Origin of the sequence: Georgenia satyanarayanai (assembly GCF_900116375.1) — a bacterium.
GTDB lineage: Bacteria > Actinomycetota > Actinomycetes > Actinomycetales > Actinomycetaceae > Oceanitalea > Oceanitalea nanhaiensis.
The window spans coordinates 529300-545240 of sequence record NZ_UETB01000001.1 but is presented as its reverse complement, the minus strand read 5'-3'; the positions used below and the strand labels follow the sequence as shown (position 1 = coordinate 545240).

Below are 15941 nucleotides of genomic sequence, written 5' to 3'. Positions count from 1 at the left end.
GGGCTCTCGGCTATAGAGTTCGGCAAATGCACTCACCGTTGGAGCACGCGCACGTCCTCGTCACGGGCGCCACCGGCTTCGTCGGCCAGGCCGTCGTCGAGAAGCTGCTCGCCGCCTACCCGACGACGCGCATCAGCATCCTCGTGCGCCCCCGCGGCGACCTCAGCGCCCAGCGGCGCGCCGAGAAGCTGCTGCGCAAGCCGGTCTTCCGCAGCTGGCGCGAGTCGGTCGGCGAGGAGAACGCTCTGGCCGCGTTCACCGAGCGCGTCACCGTCATCCCCGGCGACCTCGAGGACGTCCCCGAGCTGCCGGCCGACCTCGACGTCGTCGTCCACTCCGCCTCGAGCGTGTCCTTCGACCTGCCGATCGACGAGGCCTTCGCCGCGAACGTCGCCGGGCCGGTCAACCTGTACGAGCGTCTCCTCGCCACCGGGACCGACCCGCACGTCGTCCACGTCTCGACGAGCTACGTCGCCGGCCTGCGCAAGGGCGTGGCCGAGGAGCGCAGCCTCGACCACGACGTCGACTACCGCACCGAGCTCCGCTCCGCCCTCGCGGCCCGCCAGTCCGCCGAGGAGGCCTCCCGGCGCCCCGAGGTGCTCGAGCCCCTGCTCCGCCAGGCCGACGCCGACCACCGCCGCGCCGGGCCCCGCGCCGTCTCCCAGGCCGCCGAGGCCGCCCGCTCCGCCTGGGTGCGCGAGGAGCTCGTCCACCACGCCCGCACCCGCGCCGAGTCGCTGGGCTGGCCGGACGTCTACACCTTCACCAAGGCCATGGGCGAGCGGGTCGCCGAGGACCTGTGGCAGGGCGGCGGTCACCGCCTGTCGGTCGTGCGGCCCACGATCATCGAGTCCTCCTTCCGCCACCCCTACCCGGGCTGGATCGACGGCTTCAAGGTCGCCGACCCCCTCATCGCCGCCTACGGGCGCGGCATGCTCCCGGAGTTCCCGGCGCTGGCCGACACCGTCCTCGACGTCATCCCCGTCGACTTCGTCGTCAACGCGATCCTCGCCGCGGCGGCCGTCCCGCCCGCGGCCGCGGAGGCGAACTACTTCCAGGTGTCCTCCGGGATCACCAACCCCCTGCGCTTCGGCAAGCTCTACGAGTACGTCCGCGAGTACTTCTCCGCCCACCCCCTCAAGGACTCCAGCGGCTCCCACGTGTCGGTGCCCTCGTGGTCCTTCCCCCACCGCGGTTCCGTCGAGCGCGCCGTGCGCCGCCGGGAGAAGGCCGTGGAGATCGCCGACCGCGCCGTCGGGCGCCTCCCGGCCCGCGCCCGCACCCGCGAGTGGATGTCCACGCTGTACAAGGCGCGTCGGGACATCAACACGCTGCGCAAGTTCACCGCGCTCTACCAGCCGTACACGCAGATTGAGGTCATCTTCGACGACGCCCGCACCCGGGCGCTGCACGCCTCCCTGCCGCCCGAGCGGCAGGTCGAGCACGGCTTCGACGTCACCGAGATCGACTGGCGCCACTACCTCCAGGACGTCCACATCGCCGGGGTCCCCGGCCTCATGCGCGGGGAACGGCCCAAGGCCGGGACGCCGCGCGAGGCGGAGCTGCCCCGGCGCAGCGACGTCGTCGCCGTCTTCGACCTCCAGCGCACGGTCATCGCCGCGACCCTCGTCGAGCAGTACCTGTGGGTCGAGCTCGCCACCCGTCCGCCGGCCGGCTGGCCCAAGGCCCTGGGCAACCTCGTCGCCCTCGGCCCGCGCTACCTCCAGGCCGAGATGCGCGACCGCGGCGACTTCATCCGCACCTTCATGCGGCGCTACGCCGGCACCCACGAGGCGGAGCTGCGCACCGCGATCGCCGAGCGCGTCCAGGACTCCCTGCGCCGTGACGTCCTCACCGAGGCCGTCGCCCAGATCCGGGCCCACCGCGCGGCGGGCCACCGCACGGTCCTCGTCACCGGCGAGATCGACGTGTTCGTCGAGCCCCTCGCGCCGCTGTTCGACGTCGTCGTCGCGGGGAAGATGGAGACCGACGACGACGGCCGCTGGACCGGCCACCTCCTCACCTCCCCCCTCGTCGGGGAGTCCCGGGCGACGTGGCTCACCCGCTACGCCCGCGACGAGGGTCTGGACCTGTCCGCCTCCTACGCCTACGGCGACAGCTACGCCGACCGGCCCTGGCTCGAGGTGGTCGGCAACCCGCACGTGGTCAACCCCGACGCCCAGCTCTACCGGTACGCTCGCGCCCAGCGCTGGCCCGTCCACTCCTGGACGACGACGGTCGAGGGCCGGGTCGCGCCCGTCCTGCGCAGCCTGAAGGAGGGCGTCCAGCGATGACCACCGGTCCCCGGCGCCCCCTCTCGGCGCCCTCCGAGCACTCCGTCCTCGGCGGGCGTGCGCTCGTCACCGGCGGCACGTCCGGCCTCGGGCTCGAGTTCGCCCGGGCGCTGGCCGCGCGCGGCCTGTCGCTCGTCCTCGTCGCCCGCAACCGGGAGCGGCTGGAGAAGACGGCCGACCAGCTGCGGTGGCGCTACGGTGTCGAGGTGGAGACGCTCGTGGCCGACCTGGCGGCGCGCGACGACGTGGACGCCGTCGCGGCCCGCCTGCTGGACGCGGACTCCCCCGTCGACGTCCTCGTCAACAACGCCGGCCACGGCGTGCACGTGCCGCTCCTCGCCGAGGACCTCGGCGAGGTCGAGCGGTCGCTGGACGTCATGGTCCGCGCCGTCCTCGTCCTGGGCAACGCCGCGGGCCGCGCGATGGTCTCCCGCGGCCGCGGCGTCGTCGTCAACGTCGCCTCGGTGGCCGGTCTCGTCCCCATGGGCGCCTACTCGGCGATCAAGTCCTGGGTGGCGACGTACTCCGAGTCCCTGTCCGTCGAGCTCGCCGGGACCGGCGTCCAGGCCACCGCCCTCCTGCCCGGCTGGGTGCGTACCGAGTTCCACGAGCGGGCGAACATCCGCACGAGCGCCATCCCGGGCTTCCTCTGGCTCGAGGCCGACCGGGTCGTCTCCGACGCCCTCGAGGACATCGAGCGCGGGCGGGTCCGCTCGGTGCCCTCCCTGCGCTTCCGCGTCATCGCGTTCCTCGCCGCGCACGCGCCGCGGCCGCTCGTGCGGCGCGCCACCGCACTCATCCAGGGAGGTCGGTCGTGACCGAGGGGGACTCCGCACGCGGCAGCCGTGGGGGCGAGGGAGCCCCCCGCCTGGGCCGCTACCACGCCCGGTGGCACCGGGTCCTGCGCTTCGTCGCGCAGCGGCTGGTGCTGCGCCCCGTCGTCTCGGCGGTGACGACGACGACGGTCGAGGGCACCGACAACGTCGACTCGCTGCGCGGCCCCTTCGTGGTCGTCGCCAACCACTGCAGCCACCTGGACACCGGTGTGCTCGTGTCCCAGCTGCCCTACCGGCTGACCAAGCGGATGACCGTCGGCGCCGCCGCCGACTACTTCTACTCCCGCTGGTGGGTCAAGGCACTGACCTCCCTCTTCTTCAACACCTACCCGATCGAGCGCACCGGTGGACGGGGGCGCAACAAGGGCATGTCCCAGCGCCTGCTCACCAGCGGCCTACCGATCCTGCTCTTCCCGGAGGGCACGCGCAGCCGCGACGGCGTCATGCGCCCCTTCAAGCCCGGTGCGGCGGTGCTCTGCGCGACCTCGGGCGTCCCGTGCGTCCCCGTCGCGCTCCTGGGCACCCACGAGGCGATGCCGGTGGGACGCTTCTGGCCCGTGCCGGGCCGCCCGCGCGTCCGGGTGCTCGTCGGCCGGCCGATGCGTCCCCACCCCGGGGAGCCGGCACGCGCGTTCAGCGACCGCGTCGCCCAGCACATCAGCACCATGATGACCATGCAGACGCCGTACGTCGTCGGCGACTCGAGGAGGGGCGGGCCGGAGGGCCGGTCCCAGGAGGAGGCTTCGTGACGGGAGTGACGCACCAGAAGTGGTGGGGCTGGGGAGTGGAGGGCATCGCCTTCAACTACCGGGACAAGCCGAGGATGGCGCCCTTCGTCATGGACAGGATCGGGATCGACCTCTCGGCCCCGGGCACACCGCCCCCGTCCTTCGACGACATCGACGTCCCCGCCCCCCGCCTCCCCGAGGACCTCGCCGCCGAGCTGCGGTCGGCCCTCGGTGAGGACCACGTCGTCACCTCCGACCTCGACCGGGTCGTCCACACCTACGGCAAGGGCCTCGTCGACCTCGTCAAGATCCGCGCCGGCCACCTGCCCCGCGTGCCCGACGTCGTCGTCTACCCGGGCACCGAGGAGGAGGTGCGCGCCGTCGTCGACGCCGTCGTCGCGAGCGACGCCGTCCTCATCCCCTTCGGCGGCGGCTCGAACATCTCCGGCTCCCTCACCCCGCCGGCCGAGGAGACCCGCCCGATCGTCTCCCTCGACCTCGGACGCCTCAACCGTGTCCTCGAGGTGGACGAGGACGCGGGGCTCGCGCGCGTGCAGGCCGGTGCGCTGGGCCCCGACCTCGAGGAGCAGCTGACCGCCCGCGGGTGGACGATGGGCCACCAGCCCGACAGCTTCAAGCACTCGACGCTCGGTGGGTGGATCGCCACCCGCTCCTCGGGCATGCAGTCCGACAAGTACGGCGACATCGCCGACATCACCCGTGGCATGCGGGTCGTGCTGCCGGGCAAGGTCATCGTGCTGCGCCCGCTGCCCAGCACCTCCTCGGGCCCCAGCGTGCGGGAGATGATCCTCGGCTCCGAGGGGCGCCTGGGCGTCATCACCGAGGCGTGGGTGCACGTCCACCGGCTGCCGGAGAACCGCGAGATCATCGCCTACCTCTTCCCCAACTGGGGCAGCGCGGTCCAGGCCATGCACGCCATCTCGGTGTCCGACGCCCACCCGTCCGTCACCCGTGTCTCCGACGGCAACGAGACGGCGTTCTCGCTGTCGACGCAGAAGGCGTCCAAGGGCGCGAAGAAGGCGGTGCAGGACGGGCTGTTCGGCTTCCTCGAGAAGCGCGGCTGGGACCTGGACAAGGCCTGCCTCAGCTACGTCGGCTACGAGGGCGGCAGCGCCCGGGTCAAGGCGGACAAGGCGACGGTCGGCAAGATCGTCCGCGAGCACGGCGGCGTCAAGCTCGGCAAGGGCCCCGGCGCGCTGTACGACCAGAAGAAGTTCGACACGCCCTACATCCGCGACTTCCTGCTCGACATCGGCGCCCTCGCCGACGTCTCGGAGACCGCGATGCCGTGGTCGCGGCTCATGGAGGTCTACCACCTCACCATCCGTGCGGCGCGTGAGGCCTTCGACTCCCTGGGCGTGCGCGGCTACATCATGTGCCACCTGTCCCACAGCTACCACTCCGGCGCGTGCCTGTACTTCACCTTCGCGCTCGTGTCCCGCAGCGCGGACATGGACGAGCAGCTGCGCCAGTACTGGGTGGTGAAGAAGGCGATCCAGCAGTCCTTCGTCGACCACGGCGGCACGATCTCCCACCACCACGGTGTGGGCACCGACCACGCGCACTGGCTGGAGCAGGACATCTCCCCCGCCGGCGTCGACGTCCAGGTCTCGCTGCTCCAGGGTGTGGACCCCGGCCGCAACCTCAACCCCGGCAGCCTCATCCCCGCCGACCGCGAGTGGTGAGCTGACCCGCCGGTCCCGCCCCCCAAGAGTCGCCGAGAGCGGAGTTGTCACCCGGTAACAACTCCGCTCTTGGCGCTCGTGTGTGTGGAGGGCCGGTCACTCCTGGTAGGAGTAGCGCTCCTCGCGCCAGGCGTCGCCGCGCAGGTGGTAGCCGCGCTGCTCCCAGAAGCCGCGCTCGGGTGCGGCGGTGTAGTTCCACCCGCGCACCCACTTGGGGCCCTTCCACGAGTACAGGTGCGGGATGACCAGGCGCAGCGGCGCCCCCCGCTCCTGGGTGAGCGGCACGCCGTCGTGGTGGGTGGCCAGCACGGCGCGGGCGGACATGAGGTCGTCGACCCGGATGGTGGCGCTGTAGCCGTACTCGGCGAAGACGAGCACGTCCTCGACACCGTCGGCGGGAGGTGCGGCCTCGACCAGGGCTCGGGCGGCCACACCGGACCACCGCTCGTCCAGGGTGCTCCACCGCGCGGAGCAGTGGAGGTCGCCGAGGACCTCGACCGGCGTCATCGCGAGGACCTCGTCCAGCGCGAACCGCTGCTCCCCGCCGTGGCGGGTGAGCCCACCGACGGTGAAGTCCCACCGGTCGGGGCGCGGCCTGGGCACCGGCCCGTAGTGCATGACCGGTGCCTCGGCGACGAGGTGCTGCCCGGGCGGGACGCTCCGTTCGGGCGGGACCTCGATCGCGCCGGCGGTGCTCACCTCTCCCCCCGTTCCCTGTCCATCAGCTCCCGCGGAGCATCTCCGCGACGGCGAAGGCCATCTCCAGGGACTGCTGGTGGTTGAGCCGGGGGTCGACGAGCGTCTCGTAGCGGCGGCTGAGCGCGCCCTCGTCGATCTCCTCGCCGCCGCCGAGCACCTCGGTGACGTCGTCGCCGGTGAGCTCCACGTGCAGGCCACCGGGGACGGTGCCCGCCGCCTGGTGCGCCTCGAAGAAGCCGCGGACCTCGTCGAGGACCGTGTCGAAGCGGCGGGTCTTGTAGCCGCTCGGGGAGGAGAAGGTGTTGCCGTGCATGGGGTCGCACACCCAGGTGACGGGGCTGCCCTCCGCGGCGACCGCGGACAGCAGGCCCGGCAGGACGTCGCGGATGCGCTCGGCGCCCATGCGGGTGATGAAGGTGAGGCGGCCGGGCGTGCCCTCGGGGTTGAGCCTCTCCTGCAGGGCGAGGGCGGTCTCCGGCGTGGTCGTCGGCCCGAGCTTGACGCCGATCGGGTTGCGCACCCGGGACAGCAGGTCCACGTGCGCGCCGTCGAGCTCGCGGGTGCGCTCCCCGATCCACAGGAAGTGCGCGGAGGTGTTGTACGGCAGGCCGGTGCGCGAGTCGATGCGGGTCATCGCCCGCTCGTAGTCCAGGAGCAGCGCCTCGTGGCTGGAGGAGAAGTCGACGGTGCGCAGGGCGTCGAAGTCGGCGCCCGCGGCGGCCATGAAGCGCACGGCGCGGTCGATCTCGGCGGCCAGCTGCTCGTAGCGCTTGTAGGCCGGGTTCGTGGTGAAGCCGCGGTTCCACTCGTGGACGCGACGCAGGTCGGCGTAGCCGCCGCCGGTGAAGGCACGGATGAGGTTGAGGGTGGTCGCGGAGCGGTGGTAGGCCGACAGCAGCCGGTTCGGGTCCGGCACCCGCGACTCCGGCGTGAAGGCGTGCCCGTTGACGGCGTCGCCCCGGTAGGCGGGCAGCTCGACCCCGTCGCGCGACTCCATCGTGTTGCTGCGCGGCTTGGCGTACTGGCCGGCCATCCGGCCCATCTTGATGATCGGCAGGCTCGCGCCGTAGGTGAGGACCACCGCCATCTGCAGGATGGTGCGGATCTTGTTGCGGATGTTGTCCGCCGTCGACTCCGCGAAGGTCTCGGCGCAGTCACCGCCCTGGAGGAGGAACGCCTCGCCGCGCGACGCCTTGGCCAGCTGCTCGCGCAGCTGGTCGGCCTCGCCGGCGAAGACGAGCGGCGGGGACGCGGCGAGCTCGTCGGTGACGGCTCGCAGCTCCTCGGCGCTGCGCCACTCCGGCTGCTGGGATGCCGGGAGGTCGCGCCAGTTGTCCAGCCCGCGCAGGACCGCGGGATCAGCCTCGATACTCACGGCGTCAGGATACGGGAGGTCCGGTACGTGGAACGCCGCCGGTCCGCACCGTGGGAATCGGTGGGACCGGCGGCGCCGGGGTCCCGTCGGGTCAGTGGGCGGGGGTGTCCGCCGGGGTGACGTCCTGGCCCAGGCTCGCCATGAGCTCGGTGAACCACGGCTGGGTGATGTCGAAGGCCTTGCCGCCGGCGATGCGGGGGAAGGCGATCGTCGTCAGCTCGTCGCCGTTCTCCTCGTCGTGGCCCACGACGCCGGAGACGTCCTGGAAGGCGCTGTCGACGGCGAGGTTGACCATCGTGCGGATGAGCTCGAGGTCCTGCTCGTTGGCCGCGGCAGAGCGCGAGAAGTAGCCCGACTTCTGGACCATGACCTTCTCCGCGCCGATGAGCTCGGCGAACTGCTTGGCGAACCACTGCCCCGGGTTGATCGTGTCGAGCTTGACGTGGCCGAAGGGGTCGCGCTGGACCTCCTCGCCCTTGGCCTCGAGCTCGGCGATGATCTCGGGCACGCCGGCGCCCTCGGAGAGGAAGATGTTGACGTTTCCGATCTCGTCCATGACGGCGCGCAGGCGCTGCGCCTCGCCCTCGAGGTCGAGCTTCATCTCGGGCAGGAAGACGGCGTGGACGTCCCAGCGCTCCTTGCTCAGGCCGGCGCTCGGGTTCCACTCGGGACGCTCGGCGACCCACTGGTGGTAGTCGCGGGCAGCGGCCGCGGTGAGCCAGCCGCAGTGGCGGCCCATGACCTCGTGGACGATGAGCATCCGCGGGTTGGAGCGGTGCTCGCCGATGATGTTCTGGGCGAAGCGGCTGGCCTGGTCCGCGGCGGTGTGGGCACCGAGGGACTGGCGGATGGGGACGATGTCGTTGTCGATCGTCTTCGGCAGGCCCACCACGGTCATGTGGTAGCCGTTGTCCTCGAGGTAGGCGGCGAGGTCCGCGGCCGTCGTGTTGGTGTCGTCGCCACCGATGGTGTGCAGGACGTCGACGCCGTCGGCGCGGAGCTGCTCGGCGGCGACCTTGAGCGGGTCGTCGCCCTCCTTGACGAGTCCGCGCTCGACGAGGTTCTTGGCGTTGGTGAGCTTGACGCGGCTGTTGCCGATCGGGCTGCCACCGAAGTCGTGCAGGACGCCGGCCTTGGCGCGGGCCTCGTCGTCGATGACGACCTTGGTGCCGGTCAGCAGGCCGTGGTAGCCGTACTGGTAGGCGATGATCTCCACGTCCGGCGCCACCTCGGTGTAGCGCTCGATCAGGCCTCCGACCGCGGAGGACAGGCAGGGGGCGAAGCCACCTGCGGTGAGCAGGGCGACACGGCGGACGGACATCGGCAACCTTTCGTCGGGCGACGGCCGCCGGGCAGCGGCCGGCGAGCAGGACTGCTCGCGCGCGTCACCCAGTGTAGTGACGCTGGGCCGGTTGCCGGGAGTCGCCTAGCTCGTGGACGACGACGGCGGTGAGTCCGTGCCGTCGTCGTCCTCGCCGGCCGCCGCCTCGGCCTCGTGCGCGGCGGCCTCGAGGCGCTCCTTGCCCTCGGCCAGCTCCCGCGCGGTGGGCTCGGGCACCGCGGTGCCCGGGACGCGGCGACCGCCGGGCCCGGCCGGCGCAGCGGGTGCGGCCGTGGCGGGTGCGGTGCCGGAGGCGGCGCGTGCCTTGACGGAGGCGGCGTAGGCGTCGACGTACTCCTGGCCGGACAGGCGCAGGATCTCGTACATGATCTCGTCGGTCACCGAGCGCAGGACGAAGCGGTCGTCCTCCAGACCGGCGTAGCGGCTGAAGTCGAGCGGCTCGCCGATGACGATGCCGATCGGGCGTAGCCGCGGGATGCGCGTGCCGATCGGCTGGGCGATGTTCGTGCCGATCATCGCGACCGGGATGACGGGGGCCCCGGACTGCAGCGCCAGGCGCGCCACGCCGGTCTTGCCCCGGTAGAGCCGACCGTCGGGGCTGCGGGTGCCCTCGGGGTAGATCCCGAACAGGCCGCCCTCCTCGAGCCGGCGCAGCCCGGTGCGCAGCGCCGCCTCACCGGCCCGGCCGCCGCTGCGGTCGACGGGGATGGTGCCGACACCGCGCATGAAGCCGGCGACGAGCTTGCCCTTGACCCCGCGCCCGGTGAAGTAGTCCTGCTTGCCGAGGAAGACCACCGAGCGGCGGACCATGAGCGGGAGGAAGAAGGAGTCGATGACGGCGAGGTGGTTGCTCGCGAGGATCGCCGCGCCGTCCTCCGGCACGTTCTCCGCCCCGCGGATCCACGGCTGGTAGAAGACACGCAGCGTCGTGCCGAGCGTCGCCTTCATCAAGCCGTAGAACACTCACTACCCCTTTTGCTGGCGGCGGCGCCGGATCGGGCCGCGCGTTCCTGAAGCACTCTAGAGTGCTCACCATGGCTGGTCCTACCCGGGGCGCCGCTGACGGCGACCACGTGCCCGACGACGACCTCGACGCCCAGTGGGCCGCGCTCACCGCACGTCTGGGCGAGCTGCGGCTGCCCGCCGAGGAGGAGCTCGAGCCGCAGCCCGAACCACGGCCCCCCGCGGCGGCGCCCGCACCGGGCCCGCGGGACTACTCCCCCGCGGCCGAGACGGAGGACGACGACCGCGCGCGCGATGTCGTCGACGGCTTCGTCGCGCCCGACCCGGAGCCCCTGTCCCGCTCCGAGCCGCTTCTCGTCGTCGCGTGGGGCGGGGTGCTGGGCGGCCTGGCCGTCATGCTGCTGTGCGTGCTGCTGTGGCGCTCGGCGCCGGGCCTGGTGTGGCTCGTCGCCGCCGGCGCGCTCGCGGTGGGCGTGGGCCTGCTCCTGTGGCGCATGCCCGCCCGCCGGGACACCGACGACTACGACGACGGCGCCGTCGTCTGACCGCCTCGCGGGTCCCGCCCGGCCACGCCGGCCGGGCGGGCGCCCACGTCAGTGCCGGACGAGGTCGGCAGCCCCGACGATGCCGGCCTCGCTGCCCATCTCGGCGAGGAGGATCTGCGCCTCGGGACGGTAGCCACGGGCGGAGAGCTCGGCGCGGAAGGACGCGCGGGCGGCCTCGAGGACGAGGTCCCCGGTGTCGGCCACCCCGCCGCCGATGACGAAGAGCTCGGGGTCGAGGACGGCGACGAGGTCGGCGATGCCGGCACCCACCCAGCGGCCGAGCTCGGTGACGAGGTCGCGGGAGAGCGGGTCACCCTCGGCGGCCGCCTGGGTGACGTGCTGGCCCCGCGTCTTGCCGCCGTCGGCGGCGGCGAGCTCGCGCAGGCGCCCGGCGCGGTCCTCGTCGGTGATGAGGGCGTTGCGGGCGGCGCGGGTGAGGGCGCGGCCGGAGGCGTACATCTCCCAGCAGCCCTCGTGGCCGCAGCCGCAGTAGTGACCGTTGGGCACCATGCGCATGTGGCCCAGCTCGGCGGCCACGCCGAAGGCCCCGCGGAGCAGGCGGTCGTCCAGGACGATCGCACCGCCGAGCCCCGTGCCGAGCGTGAGCATGACCATCGAGTGGACGTCGCGGCCGGCACCGAAGCGGAACTCGGCCCAGCCGGCGGCGTTCGCGTCGTTCTCGACGACGATCGGCACCTCGATCCCGCGCGACAGCCGCTCCCGGAGCGGGTAGTCCCGCCAGGCGATGTTCGGGGCGAAGAGCATGCCGTCGCGGTTCGGGCTGACGAAGCCCGCCGCGGCCACACCCACGCCGCTCACCTCGTACTTGGACCGCAGCTCGGCGACGCAGGCGATGACCGCGCTCTCGATCGCCTCGGGGTCCAGCGCGTCCGTGGCTCGACGGGTCTGCGCCAGCACCCGGCCGGTCTCGTCGACGACACCGGCGGCGATCTTCGTCCCGCCGATGTCGATACCGATCGTCGTCATCGATGAATCCTGTCCGTCGTCGTGGAGACGGCGCCACCTTGTGGAGGTGGCCCCGAAACGCCCAGATCTGCCATATCGTGGAGCCGGTAGTCATTCCCTCCCACCGCTGCCACTGGAGTCAGTATGGACGAGTTCCATGTCCCCCTTGCCGTGACGTCCGAATCGTCGACCAGCGTGAGCGACCTCCTCATCGCGCAGGCGACGTCCTCCCCCTCCAAGGGGCTCATCGAGCGTCAGGAGAACGGCGTGTGGCGCGAGTACACGACCACCGCGGTCCTCGAGCTCGTCGAGGGTGTCGCGAAGGGGCTCATGGCCGCCGGTGTCGGGCCCGGGGACCACGTCGCGATCATGTCCCGCACCCGGTTCGAGTGGACGATCCTCGACTTCGCGATCTGGCACGCCGGCGCCGTCCCGGTGCCGGTGTACGAGACCTCCTCGGCCGACCAGTGCGCCTGGATCCTCGGCGACTCCGACTGCGTGGCCGCCGTGGTGGAGACCTCCGCACACGCCGAGACCGTCGCGCAGGCCCGCGAGGAGAACGGCGGCCTGCCGCACCTGGGCGACGTCTGGACGATCGACGACGGCGCCCTCGACACCCTCGTGGCGCGCGGCCGCGACGTCAGCGACGCAGACCTCGCCGCCCGGCACTCCGCGGTCGGTCTCGAGGACATCGCCACGGTCATCTACACCTCCGGCACCACCGGCAGGCCCAAGGGAGCCGAGCTCACCCACGGCAACTTCGTCGAGCTCTGCCGCAACGCCATCGAGGACCTCCACGAGGTCTTCGACTACCCCGGCGCGCGCACGCTGCTGTTCATGCCGCTGGCCCACGTGTTCGCACGCTTCGTCGAGGTGCTCGTCGTCGCCGCCGGTGTGCCGCTCGGCCACACGCCCGACACCAAGGACCTCGTCGCCGACATGGGCACCTACCGCCCGACCTTCATCCTCTCGGTCCCGCGTGTCTTCGAGAAGGTGTACAACGCCGCCGAGCAGAAGGCCGCGGCCGGCGGCAAGGTGAAGATCTTCCGGTGGGCCGCGAAGGTCAACATCGCCTACTCCCGCGCGCTCGACGAGCCGGGCGGCCCCGGGGTGCGGCTCAAGGCGCTCCACAAGGTCGCCGATGCCCTCGTCCTGAAGAAGATCCGCGCCGTGCTCGGCGGGCAGGCCGTGTACGCGGTCTCGGGCGGCGCCCCGCTCGGTGAGCGCCTCGGGCACTTCTTCCGTGGTCTGGGCCTGGTGGTGCTCGAGGGCTACGGCCTGACCGAGACCACCGCTCCGGTGGCCGTCGCGCGCCCCGGGCGCGTGAAGATCGGCACCGTGGGCACCCCGCTGCCGGGCTGTGGGATCAAGATCGCCGACGACGGCGAGATCCTCGCCAAGGGGATCGCGGTGTTCCGGGGCTACCACAACAACTCCGAGGCGACCGCCGAGGCGTTCTCCGACGGCTGGTTCCACACCGGCGACGTCGGCCGGCTCGACGAGGACGGCTGCCTGACGATCACCGGCCGCAAGAAGGAGATCATCGTGACGGCCGGGGGCAAGAACGTGGCGCCCAGCCAGCTCGAGGACCCCACCCGCGCCCACCCGCTGATCTCCCAGTGCCTGGCGATCGGCGACCGCCGGCACTTCATCAGCATGCTCATCACGCTCGACGCCGAGATGCTGCCCAGCTGGCTGAAGAACCACGGCAAGGAGCCGATGAGCGTCAAAGAGGCCACGCAGGACCCGCTCGTCCGTGAGCACATCCAGATGGAGATCGACCGGACGAACAAGAAGGTCTCGCGCGCCGAGTCCATCCGGAAGTTCGTCATCCTCGACGAGGACTTCACCGTGGACAACGGCTACCTCACGCCCTCGATGAAGGTGCGCCGCAACGCCGTGCTGCGCGACTACGCGAAGACCATCGACGACCTCTACGCCGAGGCACCCGCCGCCACCCGCGGCTGACCGTCCCCACCCGACCGCCACGGCCGGTGCCCGCGACCGCGCCGGCACCGGCCGTGGTGCGTGCGGGGCACGGCGTACCACCGCCGGCGCTCGAGAGCGGCGGACGGGCACGGCTCAGGCCGTCCCTGCCCGCCGCAGCCGCAGCGGCGGCACGAGCCCGCTGTCGGCGAGGACGGCCAGCGCGGTGCGCTCGTCCTCCCCGAGGTCACGGGCCGCCGGCGCCTGCCCGCGGGCAGGGTCGGTGAGAAAGCTGACCACGCAGTCGTCGCAGGCGATGGTCCGCATGGTGCAGGAGTCGCAGTCGATGATCATGCCGCGACGGTAGGGGTGACCTCCGACATCGCCGGCCACGGTGCGGCGTCGGCGGCCGTGTCGGTGGTCGCACGTACGGTCGGACTCGTGACCGCGAACCTGCTTGCTCCCGCCCCCGGTGGACGGCTGGACCTCGAGGGCGCGTCCCGCGCGGGGGCCGGGACGCCGCTCCAGATCGGCTTCGACGAGATCGGCGTGCCGCTGTCGGAGGTGACCTTCGTCGTCGTCGACCTCGAGACCACCGGCGGCTCCCCCACCCAGTGCGAGATCACCGAGATCGGCGCCGTCAAGGTCCGCGGCGGGGAGGTCCTCGGGGAGTTCCAGACCCTCGTGGACCCGGGCGGCCCGGTCCCGCCGATGATCACGGTCCTCACCGGCATCACCGACGCCATGCTCGTCGGCGCCCCGCGCATCGCGGAGGTGCTGCCTTCCTTCCTCGAGTTCGCCGGCTTCGGGCCCACCACGGTGCTCGTGGCCCACAACGCGCGCTTCGACGTCGGGTTCCTCCGCGCGGCCGCCGCGCGGCTGGAGCTGACCTGGCCCTCCCCTGCCGTCGTCGACACCGTCGCCCTCGCCCGCCGCGTCGTCACGCGCGACGAGGCGCCCAACAACAAGCTCGGCACGCTCGCGGCCCTCTTCGGTGCCACCACGAGCCCTGACCACCGGGCGCTGCACGACGCGCGCGCCACCGTGGACGTCCTGCACGGCCTGCTCGGCCGGCTCGCGCCCCTCGGCGCCACCCACCTGGAGGACCTCGCCACCCTCGGGGACCCCGTCCCCCACAAGCGGCGTCGCAAGGCCACCCTCGCCGACTCCCTGCCCACCGGTCCCGGCGTCTACCAGTTCCTCGGGCCCGCCGGCGAGGTGCTCTACGTGGGCAAGGCCGTCAACCTGCGCCGCCGGGTGCGCTCGTACTTCACGGCCGCGGAGAAGCGCAAGCGCATCGGAGAGATGGTCGACCTCACCCAGGAGGTCCGCCCCATCCCCTGCGCCACCGAGCTGGAGGCCGCCGTCCGGGAGCTGCGGCTCATCGCCGAGCTCGACCCTCCCTACAACCGCCGTTCGCGCAAGCCGCACCGCCGGCCGTGGATCCGGCTGACCGACGAGCCCTTCCCCCGCCTGTCGATCGTGCGCAGCGTGCCCGCCGGGCGCAGCGCGGAGGCGATCGGCCCCTTCGCCTCCCGGGCCGCCGCGCAGTCGGCGCTCGAGGCGCTCGAGGAGGCCTTCACCGTGCGGCGCTGCAGCCAGCGACTCCCCGCCGTCCCCTCGCCCGAGGCCCGCGCCTGCGCGCTGGCGGAGATGGGACGCTGCGGCGCCCCCTGCGTCGGCGGGCAGGACGTCGCGGAGTACGCGGAGGTCACCGCCTCCGTGCGCGCCGGTCTCACCTCCGCTGCCGGGCCGGTCGTCGCGGCGCTGCGCGCCCGTATCGGCTCCCTCGCCGCCCAGGAGCGCTACGAGGAGGCCGCCGCCGAGCGGGACCGGCTCCGGGCGTACCTCGTCGCTGCCCGGCGCACACAGCGCCTGCGCCCGCTGTGGCGCAGTCCCCAGCTCGTCGCCGCCCGGCGCACCGAGGACGGCGGCTGGGAGGTCGTCCTCGTGCGCTACGGCCGGCTCGCCGGCACGTGCACGGTGCCGCGCGGGGTCAACCCCATGCCGGCCATCGATGCCCTCGTCGCGACCGGGGAGGATGTCCCGGCGCCGTCCACCGTCCTCGGTGCCTCCGGCTCGGAGGAGGCAGAGCTCATCGCCGACTGGGTCGAGCACCCCGCCACGCGCCTGGTCCAGCACGACGAGGGCGACGAGCCGCTCGCGTGGCCTGTCGACGCCGCCGCCAAGTACCCCCTGCCCCCGACCGCCTGACCGTCAGTCGCCCAGGCCGATCGCGAAGGCGGACTCGAGGTCGTGCTTGGAGTAGGCCTGGAAGGCGATGTAGGTCCGGGTGTTCGTCACGCCCTTGACCTTGCCCACGCGGTCGGCGACGACGTCGGCGAGGTCCTCGTGGCGGCGCACCCGCGCCAGCGCGATGAGGTCGACGTCACCGGTGACCGAGTAGACCTCGCTGATCCCGTCCAGCTCGGCGACCTCCTTGGCGACCTCGGGCACGCGGGAGGCGTCGGTGTCGATGAGGACGATGGCGGTGAGCATGGGGTCTCCTTCGTCTCGCTGTCGGCGGGGTCCCGCCGACGGTCTCGCAGACGGCCGGTGCC

At 72.7% G+C, this 15941-nt stretch carries 14 protein-coding genes; 7 read left to right on the top strand and 7 right to left on the bottom strand.

The genetic code is table 11. The features are described 5' to 3' along the window. Window positions 1-26 precede the first annotated feature (26 nt). From DSZ44_RS02370 to DSZ44_RS02355, 4 genes are read left to right on the top strand one after another with little or no spacing between them, the layout of a single operon-like run. A complete protein-coding gene (locus DSZ44_RS02370) occupies window positions 27-2294 on the top strand; it encodes an HAD-IB family hydrolase (protein WP_110850960.1) in 2268 nt (755 codons plus the stop codon). Continuing rightward, the gene (locus DSZ44_RS02365) at window positions 2291-3112 is read left to right on the top strand and encodes an SDR family NAD(P)-dependent oxidoreductase (RefSeq protein ID WP_110850959.1); all 822 of its coding nucleotides are present in this window, start codon (window positions 2291-2293) and stop codon (window positions 3110-3112) included. The genes DSZ44_RS02370 and DSZ44_RS02365 overlap by 4 nt, the downstream gene beginning before the upstream one ends. Continuing rightward, window positions 3109-3879, top strand: a complete 771-nt coding sequence (locus DSZ44_RS02360) for a lysophospholipid acyltransferase family protein (protein ID WP_110850958.1) — start codon at window positions 3109-3111, stop codon at window positions 3877-3879. Before DSZ44_RS02365 ends, DSZ44_RS02360 begins: the two co-directional genes overlap by 4 nt. Then, window positions 3876-5564, top strand: a complete 1689-nt coding sequence (locus DSZ44_RS02355; protein WP_258369164.1) for an FAD-binding oxidoreductase — start codon at window positions 3876-3878, stop codon at window positions 5562-5564. Before DSZ44_RS02360 ends, DSZ44_RS02355 begins: the two co-directional genes overlap by 4 nt. A gap of 96 nt (window positions 5565-5660) precedes the next feature. Here DSZ44_RS02355 and DSZ44_RS02350 read toward each other — a convergent pair whose 3' ends face one another. The 4 genes from DSZ44_RS02350 to DSZ44_RS02335 all read right to left on the bottom strand — a co-directional run bounded on the left by DSZ44_RS02350 (window position 5661) and on the right by DSZ44_RS02335 (window position 9943). After that, window positions 5661-6182 (bottom strand): molybdopterin-dependent oxidoreductase, encoded by a 522-nt coding sequence (locus DSZ44_RS02350; RefSeq protein WP_110851318.1) that lies wholly within the window; start codon window positions 6180-6182, stop codon window positions 5661-5663. Window positions 6183-6285: 103 nt separating this feature from the next. Continuing rightward, on the bottom strand, window positions 6286-7638 hold the full coding sequence (locus tag DSZ44_RS02345) for a class II 3-deoxy-7-phosphoheptulonate synthase (protein WP_110850957.1): 1353 nt from the start codon (window positions 7636-7638) through the stop codon (window positions 6286-6288). Between the two features lie 91 nt (window positions 7639-7729). Next, window positions 7730-8959: a pyrophosphate--fructose-6-phosphate 1-phosphotransferase gene (locus tag DSZ44_RS02340; protein ID WP_110850956.1), complete on the bottom strand. Its 1230-nt coding sequence runs from the start codon at window positions 8957-8959 to the stop codon at window positions 7730-7732. A gap of 105 nt (window positions 8960-9064) precedes the next feature. Next, the gene (locus DSZ44_RS02335; protein ID WP_110850955.1) at window positions 9065-9943 is read right to left on the bottom strand and encodes a lysophospholipid acyltransferase family protein; all 879 of its coding nucleotides are present in this window, start codon (window positions 9941-9943) and stop codon (window positions 9065-9067) included. A 71-nt stretch (window positions 9944-10014) separates the two neighbouring features. On the opposite strand from DSZ44_RS02335, the gene DSZ44_RS02330 reads away from it, so the two are divergent. After that, complete coding sequence (locus DSZ44_RS02330; RefSeq protein ID WP_146237462.1) at window positions 10015-10488, top strand: hypothetical protein; 474 nt, start codon at window positions 10015-10017, stop codon at window positions 10486-10488. 48 nt (window positions 10489-10536) lie between these two features. Here DSZ44_RS02330 and DSZ44_RS02325 read toward each other — a convergent pair whose 3' ends face one another. After that, a complete protein-coding gene (locus tag DSZ44_RS02325) occupies window positions 10537-11475 on the bottom strand; it encodes an ROK family glucokinase (protein ID WP_110850953.1) in 939 nt (312 codons plus the stop codon). 123 nt (window positions 11476-11598) lie between these two features. On the opposite strand from DSZ44_RS02325, the gene DSZ44_RS02320 reads away from it, so the two are divergent. Then, window positions 11599-13422 carry an AMP-dependent synthetase/ligase gene (locus tag DSZ44_RS02320; RefSeq protein ID WP_110850952.1) on the top strand — a complete coding sequence of 608 codons (1824 nt, stop codon included), beginning with the start codon at window positions 11599-11601 and terminating at the stop codon, window positions 13420-13422. A gap of 114 nt (window positions 13423-13536) precedes the next feature. On the opposite strand, the gene DSZ44_RS02315 is transcribed toward DSZ44_RS02320, so the two are convergent. Next, a complete protein-coding gene (locus DSZ44_RS02315) occupies window positions 13537-13734 on the bottom strand; it encodes a hypothetical protein (RefSeq protein WP_110850951.1) in 198 nt (65 codons plus the stop codon). A gap of 87 nt (window positions 13735-13821) precedes the next feature. On the opposite strand from DSZ44_RS02315, the gene DSZ44_RS02310 reads away from it, so the two are divergent. After that, window positions 13822-15594, top strand: coding sequence for a DEDD exonuclease domain-containing protein (locus DSZ44_RS02310; protein WP_258369162.1), 1773 nt, complete (start codon window positions 13822-13824; stop codon window positions 15592-15594). A gap of 3 nt (window positions 15595-15597) precedes the next feature. Here the strand turns inward: DSZ44_RS02310 and DSZ44_RS02305 are convergent, their stop codons facing one another. After that, window positions 15598-15879: an Lrp/AsnC family transcriptional regulator gene (locus tag DSZ44_RS02305; protein WP_110850950.1), complete on the bottom strand. Its 282-nt coding sequence runs from the start codon at window positions 15877-15879 to the stop codon at window positions 15598-15600. Between the last annotated feature and the right edge of the window lie 62 nt (window positions 15880-15941).